Here is a 15,812-nt window from a genome sequence, read left to right as displayed (position 1 = left end):
GGGCGCGCGGGCCGGCGGGGGCGCGTCAGGAAGGTGTGGCGTGGCGGCGGGCGCGGAGGGCGAGGCTGAGGGAGAGGACCGTCTCCGGGTCGTCGAGGTCGGTGCCCAGCAGCTCCGAGATGCGGGCCAGGCGGTTGTACAGGGTCTGGCGGTTCAGGTGGAGCTCCCGGGCCGTCTCCGCCTTGCGGCCCGCGTGGGCCAGGTACGTCTCCAGGGTGGGGAGGAGGGGCGGGCGCGAGTTCGCGTCGTGGACCCGCAGCGCCCCGATCGCACGGTCGACGAACGCCGCCAGGTCGGGGTGCTCGCGCAGCCGCCACAGCAGCAGGTCGATGTCGAGGCGCCGGGCGTCGTACCAGGGGCGGGCCGGCAGCCCGTGCGCGGCCGTGGCCGTCTCGGCGGCGTGCCGCAGCCCGGCCGAGGCCGCCGCCCAGCTGCCCGAGACGCCGACGACCACCGCCGGCGGGGCCCCGGCCCGGTCGAGCCCGGCCCGTTCCACCCCGGCCCGCAGCGCGGCCGCGACCCGGTCGGCGACCGCCGCGCGTTCCGACTCGGCGCGCAGCGAGACCAGCAGCGGGACCCGCCCCTCCACCGGGCGGACGCCCAGCAGCACCGGGACCCCGACCGACGACAGCTCCTCCAGGACCGCACGGGCCAGCACGGCCCAGTTCCCCGAGGCGCCCAGGTCGGTGGAGAGCCTCATGACGATCGGCAGCAGCGGGCCCGCCCCCGGCCGGAAGCCCAGGACCCGGGCCTGCGCCGGGGCGTCCTCCGCCGAGATGCGGCCCTCCGCCAGGTCCGTCAGGAAGTCCCCCCGGCCGCGCGCGGCCAGTTCCTCCTCCTGGCGGGCCTGCATGAGGACGACCGCCAGGACCCCGGCCGTGCGTTCCGCCGCCATCCGGTGGACCGGCAGCAGCGGCGCCGACACCCCGGCCAGGACGACCCGGGCCCGCACCGACCCCGCGCCGTGGCCGCCGCCGGGCACGTCGACCACGACCGCGGTCGCCGAGGGTTCGGCCGCGCGCTGACCGCGCAGGCCCTCCCACACCTGGAGGGGGTCGGCGGCGGCGTCCCCGGTCCCCGGCCCGGCGGCGTACAGCAGCTGGCCGTCCGCGGTCTCCAGGAAGACGGGGTTCGCGGTGAAGTCGGCCAGGACACGCAGCACCTGCGGGATCCCGCCGCCCCCCAGCAGGGCCTCGGTGCAGCGCCGGTGGACCTCCTCGGCCCGCTGGAGCAGCGCGTAGTGCCCGTTGACGATCTCGGTGTGGACCTCTTCGGTGACGGCCACGAAGGGGACCTCGCGGTGCAGTTGCACCAGCGGCAGTCCCGCGGCCTTCGCGGTCTCCACGATGGTGGCCGGCAGCCGCGTGAACCGCGGGCCGAGTTCCACCACCAGCGCGGCGATGCCCCGGTCCGCGAGACGGCGTACGAAGGCGCGCTGTTCGGCGGGCCGGGTGCCCAGCCCCAGTCCGGTGGTCAGCAGCAGCTCCCCGCCCTTGAGCAGCGAGGCGATGTTGGGGACCTCGCCGGCGTGCACCCAGCGGACGGTCCGGCCCAGCCGGTCGGCGCAGGCCACCACCTCGGGGAGACCGCCGCGCAGCCCCGGCAGCTCCAGTGCCCGCTGAACCGTGATCCCGCCCTGGTTGTCCATATCGCGGACGCTACCAAAGGGTCACGCGGGCCTGATGTTGTGGTTGAAGCGGAAGACGTTGTCGGGGTCGTAGTGCCGCTTCACCGCGCGGAGCCGGTGCAGGTTGTCCGCGCCGAGCCCGGCGGCCACCCGCTCCTCGCCCTCGTCGCCGGTGAAGTTGAGGTACACCGCCCCGCTGCTCCAGGGCCGTACGCCGGCCCGTACGTCCTTCACCCACTGCCGGCACCGCTCGTCGTCGGCCGGGTCCTCCCAGATGGCGAACGGGTGCACCGCCCACGGCGAGTCCCGGTACGGGACGGGGAACCCGTCCGGCGCCTCCGCGATGGCCCCGCCCAGCGGGAACAGGATGTGCTGGGTGCCGGTGGGGACCGGCATGGAACCCGCCAGGGAGCAGAAGGCGTCCACCGCCTCGTCGGGCAGGCCCGTCAGGTACTCGGCGGACCAGTGGTTCCGCAGGCCCGGAGGGTCGTCGAGCATGCACTGGAGGTCGGCGTACGGGATGGCCGTGACGACCTCGGCCTCGTGCGGGACCGCCAGCAGGGGCGCGGCGAGCCGGCGCATGGCCTCCTCCGGGCCGGCGTAGGTCAGCAGGACCGCGCACAGCAGGGTGCCGACCAGGTGGGGCGGGACGAACGGTTCGGGAGGGGCGGTCAGGAAGATCACGGCGCCGCTCGCCTCGCGCGGCCCGGACGCGATGAGCTCCCGGTACGCGCCCGTGACCTCGGCTCCCCGCTCGGGCGCGTACAGCAGCATCGCGATCGACATCGCGGGCAGCTCGTGCAGCCGCAGGGTCAGCGAGGTGACGACCCCGAAGTTGCCGCCGCCGCCGTGCAGCGCCCAGAACAGCTCCGGGTGGTCGGCGGCGGTCGCCGTCACGCACGTGCCGTCGGCGGTGACCACGTCCGCCCCGACGAGGTTGTCCACGGCCAGCCCGAACGCCCGGTCCAGCCAGCCCGAGCCCCCGCCGAGCACGAACCCGCCGACGCCGGTGGTGGAGGCCCGGCCGCCGGTGGTGGCGAGGTCGTACGGCTGGCAGGCCCGGTCCAGATGGCTCATGGTGGCGCCCCCGCCGACCCGGACGGCCTTCGCCGCCGGATGCACCGTCACCTCGTGCATCCGGCGCAGGTCCACGACCAGCGCCCCGTCGCCCAGGGCCATGCCGGCCACGCTGTGACCGCCGCCGCGGACCGCGACCGGCAGGTCGAGCTCACGGGCGAAGCGGACCGCCGTGACCACGTCCGCCTCGTCCTCGCACTGGGCGATGACGGCCGGACGCCGGTCGACCATGCCGTTGAACACCCTGCGGACCTCGTCGTACCCGCCGTCGTCCGGGGTGAAGACCGTGCCGGCCAGATCCTCGCGGAGCGCGGCAAGAGCCGTGCCCGCCTTCGAGAGGGGTGCCATGGCCACCCCCCCTTCCCGAGAGGGGCGTTGGATCCCTCCAGACTAGGCGGGCACGTACGGGACCGCGCGTCAGCCCCCGTAGGCCCCGCTCGCCGTCAGCCGCAGGGCCGTGTCGATCAGCGGGACGTGGCTGAAGGCCTGCGGGAAGTTCCCGACCTGCCGCTGGAGCTTGGGGTCCCACTCCTCGGCGAGCAGTCCCAGGTCGTTGCGCAGGGCCAGCAGCTTCTCGAACAGGCGGCGGGCCTCGTCGACCCGGCCGATCATCGCGAGGTCGTCCGCCATCCAGAACGAGCAGGCGAGGAAGGCGCCCTCGTCCCCCTCCAGGCCGTCGACGCCGGCCTCCTCACCGGCCGTCGGGTAGCGCAGGATGAAGCCGTCCGGGGTCGAGAGCTCGCGCTGGATCGCCTCGATCGTGCCGATGACCCGCTTGTCGTCCGGGGGCAGGAAGCCCATCTGCGGGATCAGCAGCAGCGAGGCGTCCAGCTCCCGCGAGCCGTAGGACTGGGTGAAGGTGTTGCGTTCCGGGTCGTAGCCCTTCTCGCAGACGTCCGCGTGGATCTCGTCGCGCAGCTCGCGCCAGCGCTCCAGAGGTCCGTCCGCGTCCCCGCTCTCGATCAGCTTGATCGTGCGGTCCACCGCCACCCACGCCATCACCTTGGAGTGCACGAAGTGGCGGCGCGGGCCGCGCACCTCCCAGATGCCCTCGTCCGGCTCGTTCCAGTGGACCTCCAGGTAGCGGATCAGCTTCAGCTGGAGGACCGAGGCGTAGTCGTTGCGGGCCAGGCCGGTCATGTGACCCAGGTGCAGGGCCTCGGTGACCTCGCCGTACACGTCCAGCTGCAGCTGGTGCGCGGCGCCGTTGCCGACGCGTACAGGGGCCGAGTTCTCGTACCCGGGCAGCCAGTCCAGCTCGGTCTCGCCCAGCTCCCGCTCGCCCGCGATCCCGTACATGATCTGCAGGTTCTCCGGGTCGCCGGCCACCGCGCGCAGCAGCCAGTCCCGCCAGGCCGAGGCCTCCTCGCGGTAGCCGGTGCGCAGCAGCGAGGACAGGGTGATCGCCGCGTCGCGCAGCCAGGTGTAGCGGTAGTCCCAGTTGCGGCTGCCACCGATCTCCTCCGGGAGGGAGGTGGTCGGCGCGGCGACGATCCCGCCCGTGGGGGCGTACGTCAGCGCCTTGAGGGTGATCAGGGAGCGGATCACGGCCTCCCGGTAGGGGCCGTGGTACGTGCAGTGGTAGACCCACTCCCGCCAGAAGTCGCTGGTGGCCTCCAGGGCCGCCTCGGCGTCGGGCGTCTCCGGGGCCCCCTTGTGGGAGGGCTGCCAGCTGATGGCGAAGGCCACCCGGTCGCCGGGGCCGACGGTGAAGTCGGAGTACGTCGTCAGGTTCTTGCCGTACGTCTCCGTACCGGAGTCCAGCCACACGGAGTCGGGTCCGGCGACGGCCACGGTGCGCCCGTCGACCTTGTGCACCCAGGGCACGACCCGGCCGTAGCTGAAGCGCATCCGCAGGGCCGAACGCATCGGGACGCGTCCGCTGACCCCCTCCACGATGCGGATCAGCTGCGGTGCGTGGTCCTCGCGGGGCGGCATGAAGTCGATGACGCGGACGGTTCCCCGGGGGGTGTCCCACTCCGACTCCAGCACCAGCGAATCGCCCCGGTAGCGGCGGCGGGTGGCCCGCGGGGGCTCCGTGCCCGGCGCGAAGGCCGGGCCGATGCGCCAGAACCCGTGTTCCTCGGTGCCCAGAATGCTCGCGAAGACGGCATGGGAGTCGAAGCGTGGCAGGCACAGCCAGTCCACCGCCCCGTCCCGGCAAACCAGCGCCGCGGTCTGCATGTCCCCGATCAGTGCGTAATCCTCGATGCGCCCGGACACGTTGCTCTCCAGTCGAACGGCCACGTCCGCCCCGTAGGGCGCTTGCAATGCGCTGTTGCGCGGTCTCCTGTGCGCAGGGATCCCCGCGTCGAGCCCTAGATTGCCGGATGTGGCGCGGTTACGCCGTTTGCCGGGCTGCTCGGCGGCGATGTGCAGCGGTATCCGAGCAGGGTATGACGGCACCCTAGTGATCTCCTGAAGTCTTGGGACAATGTGACTCGGCTGAACGGGTGAGCTGGAGTAATGCGCAGGTCAGGGCGGTCCTGAGGCGGTAATGGGGGCGCCGTGGGAGGCACTCGCGCCGCGCGCCCGGAGGCAGACCCGCCGAGGCGCTGATAGGCTGGTACCCCGTGGACCGGTGGTCTGCCTGTGCGAATCAGGAGCCCCGAAACCGCAGCTTCGGCGCCCCCAGAGACCCTCCCGGGATCTCCGCGGAACGGCGCCGGACGCACCTCACCTCGCGACCACGGGAGCCCCCTCTTGGCGATGCCGCCCAAATCCATGACGACCAAGCACATCTTCGTCACCGGGGGTGTCGCTTCGTCCCTCGGCAAGGGGCTGACGGCCTCCAGCCTGGGTGCGCTGCTGAAGGCGCGCGGCCTGCGGGTCACGATGCAGAAGCTCGACCCGTACCTGAACGTCGACCCCGGCACGATGAACCCGTTCCAGCACGGCGAGGTGTTCGTCACCAACGACGGCGCCGAGACCGACCTGGACATCGGCCACTACGAGCGCTTCCTCGACGTCGACCTCGACGGCTCGGCCAACGTCACCACCGGCCAGGTCTACTCGCAGGTCATCGCCAAGGAGCGGCGCGGCGAGTACCTCGGTGACACCGTGCAGGTCATCCCGCACATCACCAACGAGATCAAGCACCGCATCCGCCGCATGGCGACCGCGGACGTCGACGTGGTCATCACCGAGGTCGGCGGAACCGTCGGCGACATCGAGTCGCTGCCGTTCCTGGAGACCGTCCGCCAGGTCCGCCACGAGGTCGGCCGCGACAACGTCTTCGTCGTGCACATCTCGCTGCTGCCCTACATCGGCCCGTCCGGCGAGCTGAAGACCAAGCCCACCCAGCACTCGGTCGCGGCCCTGCGCAACATCGGCATCCAGCCCGACGCCATCGTGCTGCGCGCCGACCGCGAGGTCCCGACCTCGATCAAGCGCAAGATCTCGCTGATGTGCGACGTCGACGAGGCGGCCGTGGTCGCCGCGATCGACGCCAAGTCGATCTACGACATCCCCAAGGTGCTGCACACCGAGGGGCTGGACGCGTACGTCGTGCGCAAGCTCGACCTGCCGTTCCGCGACGTCAACTGGACGGTGTGGGAGGACCTGCTGGACCGGGTCCACAACCCCGACCACGAGGTCAAGGTCGCGCTCGTCGGCAAGTACATCGACCTGCCCGACGCCTACCTGTCGGTGACCGAGGCGCTGCGCGCCGGCGGCTTCGCCAACCGGGCTCGCGTCCAGATCAAGTGGGTCACCTCCGACGACTGCAAGACCCCGGCCGGCGCGGCGGAGGTCCTCGGCGACGTGGACGCGATCTGCGTCCCCGGCGGCTTCGGCGACCGCGGTGTCAACGGCAAGGTCGGCGCGATCACCTACGCCCGCGAGAACAAGATCCCGCTGCTCGGTCTGTGCCTGGGCCTGCAGTGCGTGGTCATCGAGGCCGCGCGCAACCTGGCGGGCATCGAGGACGCGAACTCCACCGAGTTCGACGCCTCCACCCCGCACCCGGTCATCTCGACCATGGAGGAGCAGCTGGCCTTCGTCGAGGGCGCGGGCGACCTGGGCGGCACCATGCGTCTGGGCATGTACACGGCCAAGCTGGCCGAGGGTTCCATCGTCCGCGAGGTCTACGGCGACGCGTACGTCGACGAGCGCCACCGCCACCGCTACGAGGTCAACAACGCCTACCGCGGCGAGCTGGAGAAGAAGGCCGGCCTGGTCTTCTCCGGCACCTCCCCGGACAACAAGCTCGTCGAGTACGTCGAGTACCCGCGCGAGGTCCACCCCTACCTGGTGGCCACCCAGGCCCACCCGGAGCTCCGCTCCCGCCCGACCCGGCCGCACCCGCTCTTCGCGGGCCTGGTCAAGGCCGCCGTGGAGCGCCAGAAGAAGGCCTGACGCTCGGTAACGTAGGCAGCCGGGGTACGGAGATCCGTACCCCGGCTGTCGTGCGTTGTGGAGGGCATTCGGCATGGGCAACGTCATCAAGGACACGTCCGAGACCTGGGAGACGCTGGCGACCCGGCGGCCGTTCGAGGGGGCGAAGACGGCGGTCGCCTCGGACCAGGTGCGGATGCCGGACGGCTCGGTGGTGCGCCGCGACTACCAGGTGCACCCCGGCTCGGTGTGCGTGCTGGCGCTGGACGAGGAGGGGCGGGCGCTGGTCATCCGCCAGTACCGCCACCCGGTGCGGCACCGCCTGTGGGAACTGCCCGCGGGCCTGCTGGACGTCCCCGGTGAGAACCCGCTGCACGCGGCGCAGCGGGAGCTGTACGAGGAGGCGCACGTCACGGCGGAGGACTGGCGGGTGCTGGCCGACTTCTTCGCCTCGCCCGGCGGCTCCGACGAGGCGGTCCGGATCTTCGTGGCGCGGGGGGTCGCGGAAGCGGAGGGGGAGCGGTACGAGGAGACCTCCTCGGAGGAGGCCGACATGGAGGTCGCCTGGGTGCCGCTCGCGGACCTGGTCCGGGGGATCCTGGCGGGCGAGCTCGGCAACCCGGGACTGGTGACGGGCGTCCTCGCGGCCTCCGCCGCCCTGGCCGGCGAGGGCGGACTGGACTCCCTGCGCCCGGCCCTGTCCCCGTGGCCGGCCCGCCCCTATACGGCGTAGCCACCCCCGCCCCGCGCCCGCGCCGGCCGGCCCGCGCCGGGATCCGGGCGCCACGAAGGGGCAGGTCGGAAAATAAGCCCATCCGCTGATCCGATCGGGCGATCCCTCAGCCGCGCTCCCCACGGGTCGTCGCTCTGCGTGAACTACGCTCGCAACCCGAAGGCAGGGAGAGGAGCGGATCCGTGGCGGATTTCGTCGGGCGGCGGCGTGAGCTCAAGGAGCTGCGCGAGGACATMGCACGGACCGGGCTCGACACCCTCTCGGGCCGCAAGGCCAAGGCGCCCCGCGCGCGGGTGCTGCTCGTCGCCGGGCGGCCCGGGTCCGGGCGGACGGCCCTGGCCGAGGCGTTCGTGCGGGAGGTCGCCCCCCAGTACCCCGACGGTCTGCTCCGCGTGCGGCTCACCACCCCGGGCGGGGAGACCGTCGCCACCGAGCGGGCGGTGCGGACCCTGCTGGAGGGGCTCGGACACGCCACCCCGCCCGGGGCCGGCGAGGACGATCTGAGCGCGGTCCTGCGGGAGGCGCTCGCCGGGCGGCGGGTGATCCTCCTCGTCGACGACGCCGCCGACCCGCACCAGGTCGACGCCCTGCTCCCGGACACCCCCGAGTGCCTGGTGGTGGTCACCGCCGAAGGGCCGCTCACGGGGATCCCGGACGTCCGCCCCTGCACCCTGGGCGGCCTGGAGACCCCCTCCGCCGTCGAGCTGCTGTCCCGGCTCATCGGGGACACCCGGGTCACCGTCGACCCGCGTGCCGCCGAGGGCCTCGCCGAGGAGTGCGGAGGGCAGCCCGCCGCCCTGGCCCTGGCCGGGGGCTGGCTCGCCGCGCACCCGAAGGCCGCCGTCGCCGACGTGGCCAAGCAGCTCCACGACATGCCCGCCGGCGCCGCCGGCCCGCTGGCCCGCTCCTTCCGGCTGGTCTACGAGTCCCTTCCGCAGCCCGCCCAGCGCACCCTGCGGCTGCTGCCGCTCGCGCCGGCCGGGATCCTCGACTCGCACACCGCCTCGGCCCTCGCCGGCTGCTCGGTGGCCGCGGCGCAGTCCACCCTGGAGGATTTCGTCGGGCTGGGCCTCGTACGGCACGCACACGACGGCCTGTTCCTGCTGCCGGGCTGCCTCGCCCCCCTCATCCAGGCCCTGCTGGAGGCCAAGGAGCGTCCTGCCGAGGTGCAGCTGGCCCGGGCCAGGATGCTGGAGCGGACGGTACGGCTGCTGACCTCCTGCCGGGCCGCGGCCGAAGAGGACCAGGACCTGCTGCGCGAGCGCCTCGACGGGCTGCCGCGCGCCCTGCGCTTCCCCGACCGGCGCTCCGCCGCCACCTGGCTGGACACCCGGCTGCCCGCGCTGACCGCCGCCGCCCACCTGGCGGTGGCCGACGGCGGGCTGGACACGCTGGCCCGCAGGCTGGTCGCCGCGCTGGTGCGGGCGCTGGCCGAGCACCGCGGTACGGGGGCCGCCGCCCCCGAGCTCTACGGCCTGCACCGGCTGGTCCTGGACGTGGCCGAGCGGCGCGGCCTGCACCGGGAGCGGGCCGCCGCGCTGCTGAACCTGGCCGATCTGGACGCGCAGACCGGGCGGACCGAGGAGGCCCTGGAGCGGTACCGGGCCGCGCTGGACGCGGGAAAGGCCGCGGCGGACCCGTACGCGACGGGCCGCGCCATGGAATCCGTAGGCGGTGCGTACCAGGAGCTGGCGGACTGGCCGCGGGCCTCCGACTGGTTCGGCCGGGCCCTGTCCCACGCCCTCGCGCGCGGGGAGCGCGCGGACGAGGCCAGGCTGTACGGGCGGCTCGGCAACGTGCACACCTACGCCGGCCGCTACGGGGAGGCGCTGCGCAGTTGGCGGGCGGCCGCCGCGGGGTACCGCAGGCTCGCCGATGTCCCGGGCCAGGCAAAGGCGTTGAGCGAGATGGCGCGGGTCCAGGAGTACGCCGGACGGCCGTCGGAATCGCTGCACACCTGCCGCGACGCGATCGAGCTCGCGCGCCGGGCCGGGGACCTGCGGCTTCAGGCCGCGCTCCAGGTCCGGCTGGCCGACACGCTGGACCGGCTGGGCGACCCGGCGGCCGCCAGGCTGCACCGGTCGGCGGCCGACAGATTGCTGGGAGATGACCCCGCAGCCTGCGAAATCCGTAGTGCTTCCGACTAAGATTATTGGTTTGCAAGGCTAGACAGCGACTCATCCTTCATTAGACTGGGTTCACCGCGGCTTCCCGTGGTGCATCCCGTTGCGCGTTCTTGTGGGCGGGTATGTATGGAAGTGCCCCGTAATATCCCCTGAGCCAAGGACCGTGATCGACGATGAAGGTCGGCATCCCCCGCGAGGTCAAGAACAACGAGTTCCGGGTCGCCATCACGCCCGCCGGCGTGCATGAGCTGGTCCGCAACGGCCACCAGGTCTTCATCGAGCAGAACGCCGGTGTGGGCTCCTCGATCACGGACGCCGAGTACGTCTCGGCCGGTGCCGAGATCCTCGGGACCGCCGACGAGGTCTGGGCGACCGCGGACCTGCTGCTGAAGGTCAAGGAGCCCATCGCGGAGGAGTACCACCGCCTCCGCAAGGATCAGACGCTCTTCACCTACCTGCACCTCGCGGCCTCCCGCGAGTGCACGGACGCCCTGCTGGCGTCCGGCACCACCGCCATCGCGTACGAGACGGTCGAGACGGCCAACCGCGCCCTCCCGCTGCTCGCCCCGATGTCCGAGGTCGCGGGCCGTCTGGCCCCGCAGGTCGGCGCCTACCACCTGATGCGCTCGGCCGGCGGCCGCGGCGTCCTCCCCGGCGGCGTCCCCGGCACCCACGCCGGCGAGTGCGTGGTCATCGGCGGCGGCGTCTCCGGCTGGAACGCCGCGCAGATCGCCATCGGCATGGGCTTCCACGTGACCCTGCTGGACCGCGACATCAACAAGCTCCGCGAGGCCGACAAGATCTTCGGTACGAAGATCAAGACGATCGTCTCCAACGCCTACGAGCTGGAGAAGGCCGTCGTCGAGGCCGACCTCGTCATCGGCGCGGTGCTGATCCCGGGTGCGAAGGCCCCGAAGCTGGTCACCAACGAGCTCGTCGCCAAGATGAAGCCCGGAAGTGTCCTTGTCGACATTGCGATCGACCAGGGCGGCTGCTTCGAGGACTCCCGCGCGACCACCCACGCCGAGCCGACCTTCCAGGTCCACAACTCGGTCTTCTACTGCGTCGCCAACATGCCGGGCGCGGTGCCGAACACCTCCACCTACGCGCTGACGAACGCGACCCTGCCCTACATCGTGCAGCTCGCGAACCTCGGCTGGGTCGAGGCGCTGCGTCGTGACCCGGCGCTCGCGCTGGGCCTCAACACCCATGACGGCCAGGTCGTTTACGGTCCGGTCGCCGAGGCCCACGGCCTGCAGACCCTTGAGCTGAGCACGCTGCTCGGCTGAGTCGTCAACGACTGACGTCAATCTCACGTATCCGGCCGGACCTTGCGCGCAAGGTCCGGCCGGAGGCGTTTGCGGGGCCGCCGACGACCCGGCTCAACTCGCCTCGAACGTAACCCTTTAACCCTTTCGCACACCCGCGAAACTTCGCGGCGACAGCTCGCACGCCCTTGACAGAGTGGTGTTCGGTTGCCGACACATCGTGCCGGGTCCGGCGGATTGTGTTGCCGCTGGGCGGTGACACGCCATAGAGTCGCCAACCGTCGGCATGGTGCAACGCTGACCTATCGATAAGTGTCCTGGTCACGTCCGAGGAGGTAAGACGACTTGTGAATGAGTCGACATTTGCTCCTGGGGGTGGTCGAGCAACCGTGCCCGAGCGGGGCCAGGGTCCTGCCGGGCTCGAAGCTGTCGGCTCCGTCGCAGTCCGCACCTTCGCAAACCACCAGCACATGACGACGCCCCAAAAGAGCATGGACGGCCTAGACGTGAACTCCAGGGCCGGCGACCTGAGCGGCGCAAAGCCCACTGGTTTCGCCGACTACGACAACGTGCCCGAAGGGCACTTCTACGACCCCGACGCGGAGTACGAACCGGACCCCGAGTACGCGGCCACCCTCGCCCCCGACGCTGCCCGCCAGCGCCGTGAGCGGATCGGCCCGACCGGACGCCCGCTGCCGTACTTCCCGATCCCGGGTCCGCTGACCGACCACGGTCCCGCGAAGATCATCGCGATGTGCAACCAGAAGGGCGGCGTGGGAAAGACCACGTCGACCATCAACCTGGGTGCCGCGCTCGCCGAGTACGGGCGCCGCGTGCTGCTCGTCGACTTCGACCCGCAGGGCGCGCTGTCCGTGGGTCTCGGCGTGAACCCGATGGAACTCGACCTGACGGTCTACAACCTGCTCATGGAGCGGGGCATGTCGGCCGACGAGGTGCTGCTCAAGACCGCGGTCCCCAACATGGACCTGCTGCCGAGCAACATCGACCTGTCCGCCGCCGAAGTGCAGTTGGTCAGCGAGGTCGCGCGCGAGTCGACGCTCCAGCGGGCGCTCAAGCCCCTGATGGCCGACTACGACTACATCGTGATCGACTGTCAGCCCTCGCTCGGCCTGCTGACCGTGAACGCCCTGACGGCGGCTCACAAGGTCATCGTGCCGCTGGAATGCGAGTTCTTCGCCCTCCGCGGTGTCGCGCTGCTGACCGAGACGATCGAGAAGGTGCAGGAGCGGCTCAACCCGGAGCTGGAGCTCGACGGCATCCTCGCCACGATGTACGACTCCCGTACGGTGCACAGCCGCGAGGTGCTCGCGCGCGTCGTCGAGGCCTTCGACGACCACGTCTACCACACGGTCATCGGCCGCACGGTGCGCTTCCCGGAGACCACGGTCGCCGGTGAGCCGATCACCACGTACGCCTCCAACTCCGTCGGCGCCGCCGCCTACCGCCAGCTGGCCAGGGAGGTGCTCGCCCGGTGTCCCGCCGAGTGAGTCTGCCCGGAGCGGACGAACTGTTCCGTACGACCGGGGGGATGGCCCTCCAGTCGTCCTCGCCGCGGCGGGGCGCCGAGGAGGCGTCCGCGGCCGGAGGGACGGAGCACGCGGCACCGGCGGACGGCACGACGAGGGCGACGGGCGACGGACGCGGCGGCCGGGAGGCCGGCGATCCGGCGGTGGGCGCGCAGCGCAGGCCGCAGGAAGGTTCTGCCACCGCCGCCGGGGCGTCCTCGCCCCGGCCCGGCAAGGGACAGGGCCGGGGCGCGAACCGGCGGCCCAGCGGGCGCGAACGGCACGACGAGAAGATCACGGTCTACGTCTCCGCCGAGGAGCTCATGGACCTGGAACACGCCCGGCTGGTGCTGCGCGGGGAGCACGGGCTCGCCGTCGACCGCGGGCGCATCGTGCGCGAGGCGGTGGCGGTGGTCCTCGCGGACCTGGAGTCCCGCGGCGACGCGAGCATCCTGGTCCGCCGCCTGCGCGGCCGCTGACCCCGCGCGCCGCCCGGTCCGGGGTACCGGTGCCACCGCCCGGCGTCCCCGGCCCCGGATCGCGGGTGGCCGGGCTGACCGCGGCCCTCGGACGCTCCGCCCCGACGGTGTTCCCTCCCGTCGGCCGGCCCAGGGGGCCGGACCCCCTCCGGGGCGATCGGCGACCGACCCCGCGCCCCGGCGGGCACCCGTAGCGCCGCCGCCGGCTCGCGCGGGAAGGGGGCCCTGCGGGAACCTCCGGGCACGGCTGCGCCCGTACATCCGCCCGGACCGGGCGTGGCCCGTGCGTCCGGCCGTGCCTGGCGTGGCCCGTGCCCCGTGCGTCCGGCCGTGCCTGGCGTGGCCCGTGCCCCGTGCGTCCGGCCGTGCCGGGCGTGGCCCGTGGATCCGTCGTCCGGCCGTGCCGGGCGTGGCCCGTGGATCCGTCGTCCGGCCGGACCCGGCGTACCCGTACATCCGCCCGGGCAGGGCCTAGGCTGCTCGTGGCCGCCCGGCCGCCCTCCGTACCACCCTGGACCGCGATGCCCCCGAACCACCCCGCCGCCCGCCCCGCCCGCCGGAGCCTGGGGCGCGGCCCAGGAGCGGCCGAGGAGCCGGAGCCGGCGGAAACCGCCGAGGAGCCCGCTGAGGCCCCCGGGCGGGCCTCGGGCGGGGCTGGGGCCGCACGGGCCCCGGGGGCCGCTGGCGGGCCCGCCACGCTCCCGGAGGAGCCCGAGCGGGACGGTGCGGACGGCCCGCCGCGCCCACCGGCCGCCGCCGCGGACGCCCGCACGGCCGGCGACGGGCGGTTCACCCTGCGGCTCGCGAACTTCGAGGGCCCCTTCGACCTGCTGCTGCAGCTGATCTCCCGGCACAAGCTGGACGTGACCGAGGTCGCACTGTCCAAGGTCACCGACGAGTTCATGGCGCACCTCCGCGCCATGGGCCCCGAAGGCGACCTCGACCAGACCACCGAGTTCCTCGTGGTCGCGGCCACCCTGCTCGACCTCAAGGCCGCCCGCCTGCTGCCCGCCGCCGAGGTGGAGGACGAGGCCGACCTCGCCCTGCTGGAGGCGCGGGACCTGCTCTTCGCCCGGCTGCTCCAGTACCGGGCGTACAAGCAGATCGCCGCGATCTTCGAGACCCGCGCCGAGGACGAGGGCAGGCGCTATCCCCGCACCGTGGGGCTGGAGCCGCACCACGCCGAGCTGCTGCCCGACGTGGTCATCGCCATCGGCGCCGAGGGCTTCGCCCGCCTCGCGGTGCGCGCCATGCAGCCGAAGGCGAAGCCCGAGGTCTACGTCGACCACATCCACGCCCCCCTCGTCAGCGTGCGCGAACAGGCAGGCCTCGTCGTCCGCCTGCTCAAGGCGCGCGGCGAGGCCACCTTCCAGGAGCTGACCGAGGACGCCCCGGACACCCTCACGGTCGTCGCCCGCTTCCTGGCCCTCCTGGAGCTCTACCGGGAGAAGGCCGTGGTCCTCGACCAGGAGGACGCCCTGCTCACGCTCACGGTCCGGTGGAGCGGCGGGGACGGCGACGGGATGCCGACGGTGACCGACGAGTTCGACCAGGTCGTGGAGGTACGGGAATGACGACGACGCAGGAGCTGGACCTGAGGGGGGCCCTGGAGGCCGTCCTGATGGTGGTCGACGAGCCCGCGACGGTGGCGCACCTGGCCAAGGTGCTGGAGCGCGCCCCGCGCGAGGTCGCCTCGGCCCTCGCGGCACTGGCCGACGAGTACACGGCGCAGCGGCGCGGATTCGAGTTGCGGGAGGTTGCCGGGGGCTGGCGCTTCTACACCCGGCCCGCCTACGCCGCCGCCGTCGAGGCCTTCGTCCTGGACGGCCAGCAGGCCCGTCTCACCCAGGCGGCCCTGGAGACCCTGGCGGTCGTCGCGTACCGCCAGCCGGTCAGCCGCTCGCGGGTCTCGGCGGTCCGCGGAGTCAACTGTGACGGGGTCATGAGGACCCTCCTGCAGCGGGGTCTGGTGGCCGAGGCGGGCACGGAACCCGAAACAGGTGCGATCCTGTACAGGACGACGAACTACTTTCTGGAGCGGATGGGCCTGCGCGGCCTGGACGAGCTCCCGGAGCTCGCGCCCTTCCTCCCCGAGGCGGACGCGATCGAAGCAGAGACGCAAGAGGGTGTTCCGTCGTTCGATCCGGACGCACCGGATACCGATGAAGACGACAAGACGACGGAACTTTGATGCGAAGCAGCGGTAACGGCAACGGCGGCGGCAACAGGAACAGCGGCGGCGGTGGTGGCGGACGCGGTAACTCCCGCGGCGGCTCCTCCTCCGGCGGCGGTGGCTACCGCGGCGGCTCCTCCTCCGGCGGCTCCTCCTCCGGCGGCAACTCCCGCGGCGGCTCCTCCTCGGGTGGGGGTGGCTACCGCGGTGGCTCCTCCTCCGGTGGTGGCGGCTCCCGCGGCGGCTCCTCCTCGGGCGGCGGTGGCTACCGCGGTGGCTCCTCCTCCGGCGGTGGCGGCTACCGCGGTGGCTCCTCCTCCGGCGGGTCCCAGGGTGGCGGCTACGACCGCGACCGCGACCGCGACCAGGCGCCCCAGCGCCCCCGCAACCCCCGCCCCGAGGAGCGCCGCTACGACGTCGGCCCCGAGGGCGAGCGCAGCGGCCGCAGCGGCCCCCGCGCCGGTGGCG

At 73.0% G+C, this 15,812-nt stretch carries 11 protein-coding genes and 1 pseudogene; 9 read left to right on the top strand and 3 right to left on the bottom strand.

Features of this window, described 5'->3' with window-relative positions; genetic code table 11:
* Positions 1 to 25 precede the first annotated feature (25 nt).
* From AB4039_RS31960 to AB4039_RS31950, 3 genes are all read right to left on the bottom strand, one after another.
* The gene (locus AB4039_RS31960; protein ID WP_266838301.1) at positions 26 to 1,648 is read right to left on the bottom strand and encodes a PucR family transcriptional regulator; all 1,623 of its coding nucleotides are present in this window, start codon (positions 1,646 to 1,648) and stop codon (positions 26 to 28) included.
* A gap of 21 nt (positions 1,649 to 1,669) precedes the next feature.
* A complete protein-coding gene (locus AB4039_RS31955) occupies positions 1,670 to 3,052 on the bottom strand; it encodes an FAD-binding oxidoreductase (protein WP_266838300.1) in 1,383 nt (460 codons plus the stop codon).
* Between the two features lie 69 nt (positions 3,053 to 3,121).
* The gene (locus AB4039_RS31950) at positions 3,122 to 4,927 is read right to left on the bottom strand and encodes a glycoside hydrolase family 15 protein (RefSeq protein ID WP_266841534.1); all 1,806 of its coding nucleotides are present in this window, start codon (positions 4,925 to 4,927) and stop codon (positions 3,122 to 3,124) included.
* A 486-nt stretch (positions 4,928 to 5,413) separates the two neighbouring features.
* Here AB4039_RS31950 and AB4039_RS31945 point away from each other — a divergent pair, with 486 nt between their 5' ends.
* From AB4039_RS31945 to AB4039_RS31905, 9 genes and pseudogenes are all read left to right on the top strand, one after another.
* Entirely contained in the window at positions 5,414 to 7,060 is a 1,647-nt protein-coding gene (locus AB4039_RS31945) for a CTP synthase (RefSeq protein WP_266838299.1), read from the top strand.
* A 73-nt stretch (positions 7,061 to 7,133) separates the two neighbouring features.
* Entirely contained in the window at positions 7,134 to 7,772 is a 639-nt protein-coding gene (locus AB4039_RS31940; RefSeq protein WP_442272410.1) for an NUDIX domain-containing protein, read from the top strand.
* A 182-nt stretch (positions 7,773 to 7,954) separates the two neighbouring features.
* Complete coding sequence (locus tag AB4039_RS31935) at positions 7,955 to 9,919, top strand: tetratricopeptide repeat protein (RefSeq protein ID WP_442272409.1); 1,965 nt, start codon at positions 7,955 to 7,957, stop codon at positions 9,917 to 9,919.
* A gap of 152 nt (positions 9,920 to 10,071) precedes the next feature.
* A complete protein-coding gene (ald, locus tag AB4039_RS31930) occupies positions 10,072 to 11,187 on the top strand; it encodes an alanine dehydrogenase (protein WP_266838296.1) in 1,116 nt (371 codons plus the stop codon).
* 368 nt (positions 11,188 to 11,555) lie between these two features.
* A complete protein-coding gene (locus AB4039_RS31925; RefSeq protein ID WP_266838295.1) occupies positions 11,556 to 12,674 on the top strand; it encodes a ParA family protein in 1,119 nt (372 codons plus the stop codon).
* Positions 12,659 to 13,171 carry a hypothetical protein gene (locus AB4039_RS31920; RefSeq protein ID WP_266838294.1) on the top strand — a complete coding sequence of 171 codons (513 nt, stop codon included), beginning with the start codon at positions 12,659 to 12,661 and terminating at the stop codon, positions 13,169 to 13,171. Before AB4039_RS31925 ends, AB4039_RS31920 begins: the two co-directional genes overlap by 16 nt.
* Positions 13,172 to 13,692: 521 nt before the next feature.
* Positions 13,693 to 14,745 carry a segregation/condensation protein A gene (locus tag AB4039_RS31915; RefSeq protein WP_266838293.1) on the top strand — a complete coding sequence of 351 codons (1,053 nt, stop codon included), beginning with the start codon at positions 13,693 to 13,695 and terminating at the stop codon, positions 14,743 to 14,745.
* Positions 14,742 to 15,362 carry an SMC-Scp complex subunit ScpB gene (gene scpB / locus AB4039_RS31910; protein WP_266838292.1) on the top strand — a complete coding sequence of 207 codons (621 nt, stop codon included), beginning with the start codon at positions 14,742 to 14,744 and terminating at the stop codon, positions 15,360 to 15,362. Before AB4039_RS31915 ends, scpB begins: the two co-directional genes overlap by 4 nt.
* Positions 15,362 to 15,812: pseudogene (locus tag AB4039_RS31905) on the top strand (pseudouridine synthase); the annotation flags it as partial. The gene scpB and the pseudogene AB4039_RS31905, both read left to right, overlap by 1 nt.

It is taken from the genome of Streptomyces sp. M-16 (genome assembly GCF_052114405.1).
Lineage (GTDB): Bacteria > Actinomycetota > Actinomycetes > Streptomycetales > Streptomycetaceae > Streptomyces.
Note: the sequence above shows the minus strand (reverse complement) of the source record. Positions and strands in the feature narration are given on the sequence as shown.

Excerpts from the sequence above, each read along its gene's own strand:
- AB4039_RS31960 (WP_266838301.1), bottom strand. The coding sequence starts at position 1,648 with ATGGACAACCAGGGCGGGATCACGGTTCAGCGGGCACTGGAGCTGCCG.
- AB4039_RS31955 (WP_266838300.1), bottom strand. The coding sequence starts at position 3,052 with ATGGCACCCCTCTCGAAGGCGGGCACGGCTCTTGCCGCGCTCCGCGAG.
- AB4039_RS31945 (WP_266838299.1), top strand. The coding sequence starts at position 5,414 with ATGCCGCCCAAATCCATGACGACCAAGCACATCTTCGTCACCGGGGGT.
- AB4039_RS31940 (WP_442272410.1), top strand. The coding sequence starts at position 7,134 with ATGGGCAACGTCATCAAGGACACGTCCGAGACCTGGGAGACGCTGGCG.
- ald (WP_266838296.1), top strand. The coding sequence starts at position 10,072 with ATGAAGGTCGGCATCCCCCGCGAGGTCAAGAACAACGAGTTCCGGGTC.
- AB4039_RS31915 (WP_266838293.1), top strand. The coding sequence starts at position 13,693 with ATGCCCCCGAACCACCCCGCCGCCCGCCCCGCCCGCCGGAGCCTGGGG.
- scpB (WP_266838292.1), top strand. The coding sequence starts at position 14,742 with ATGACGACGACGCAGGAGCTGGACCTGAGGGGGGCCCTGGAGGCCGTC.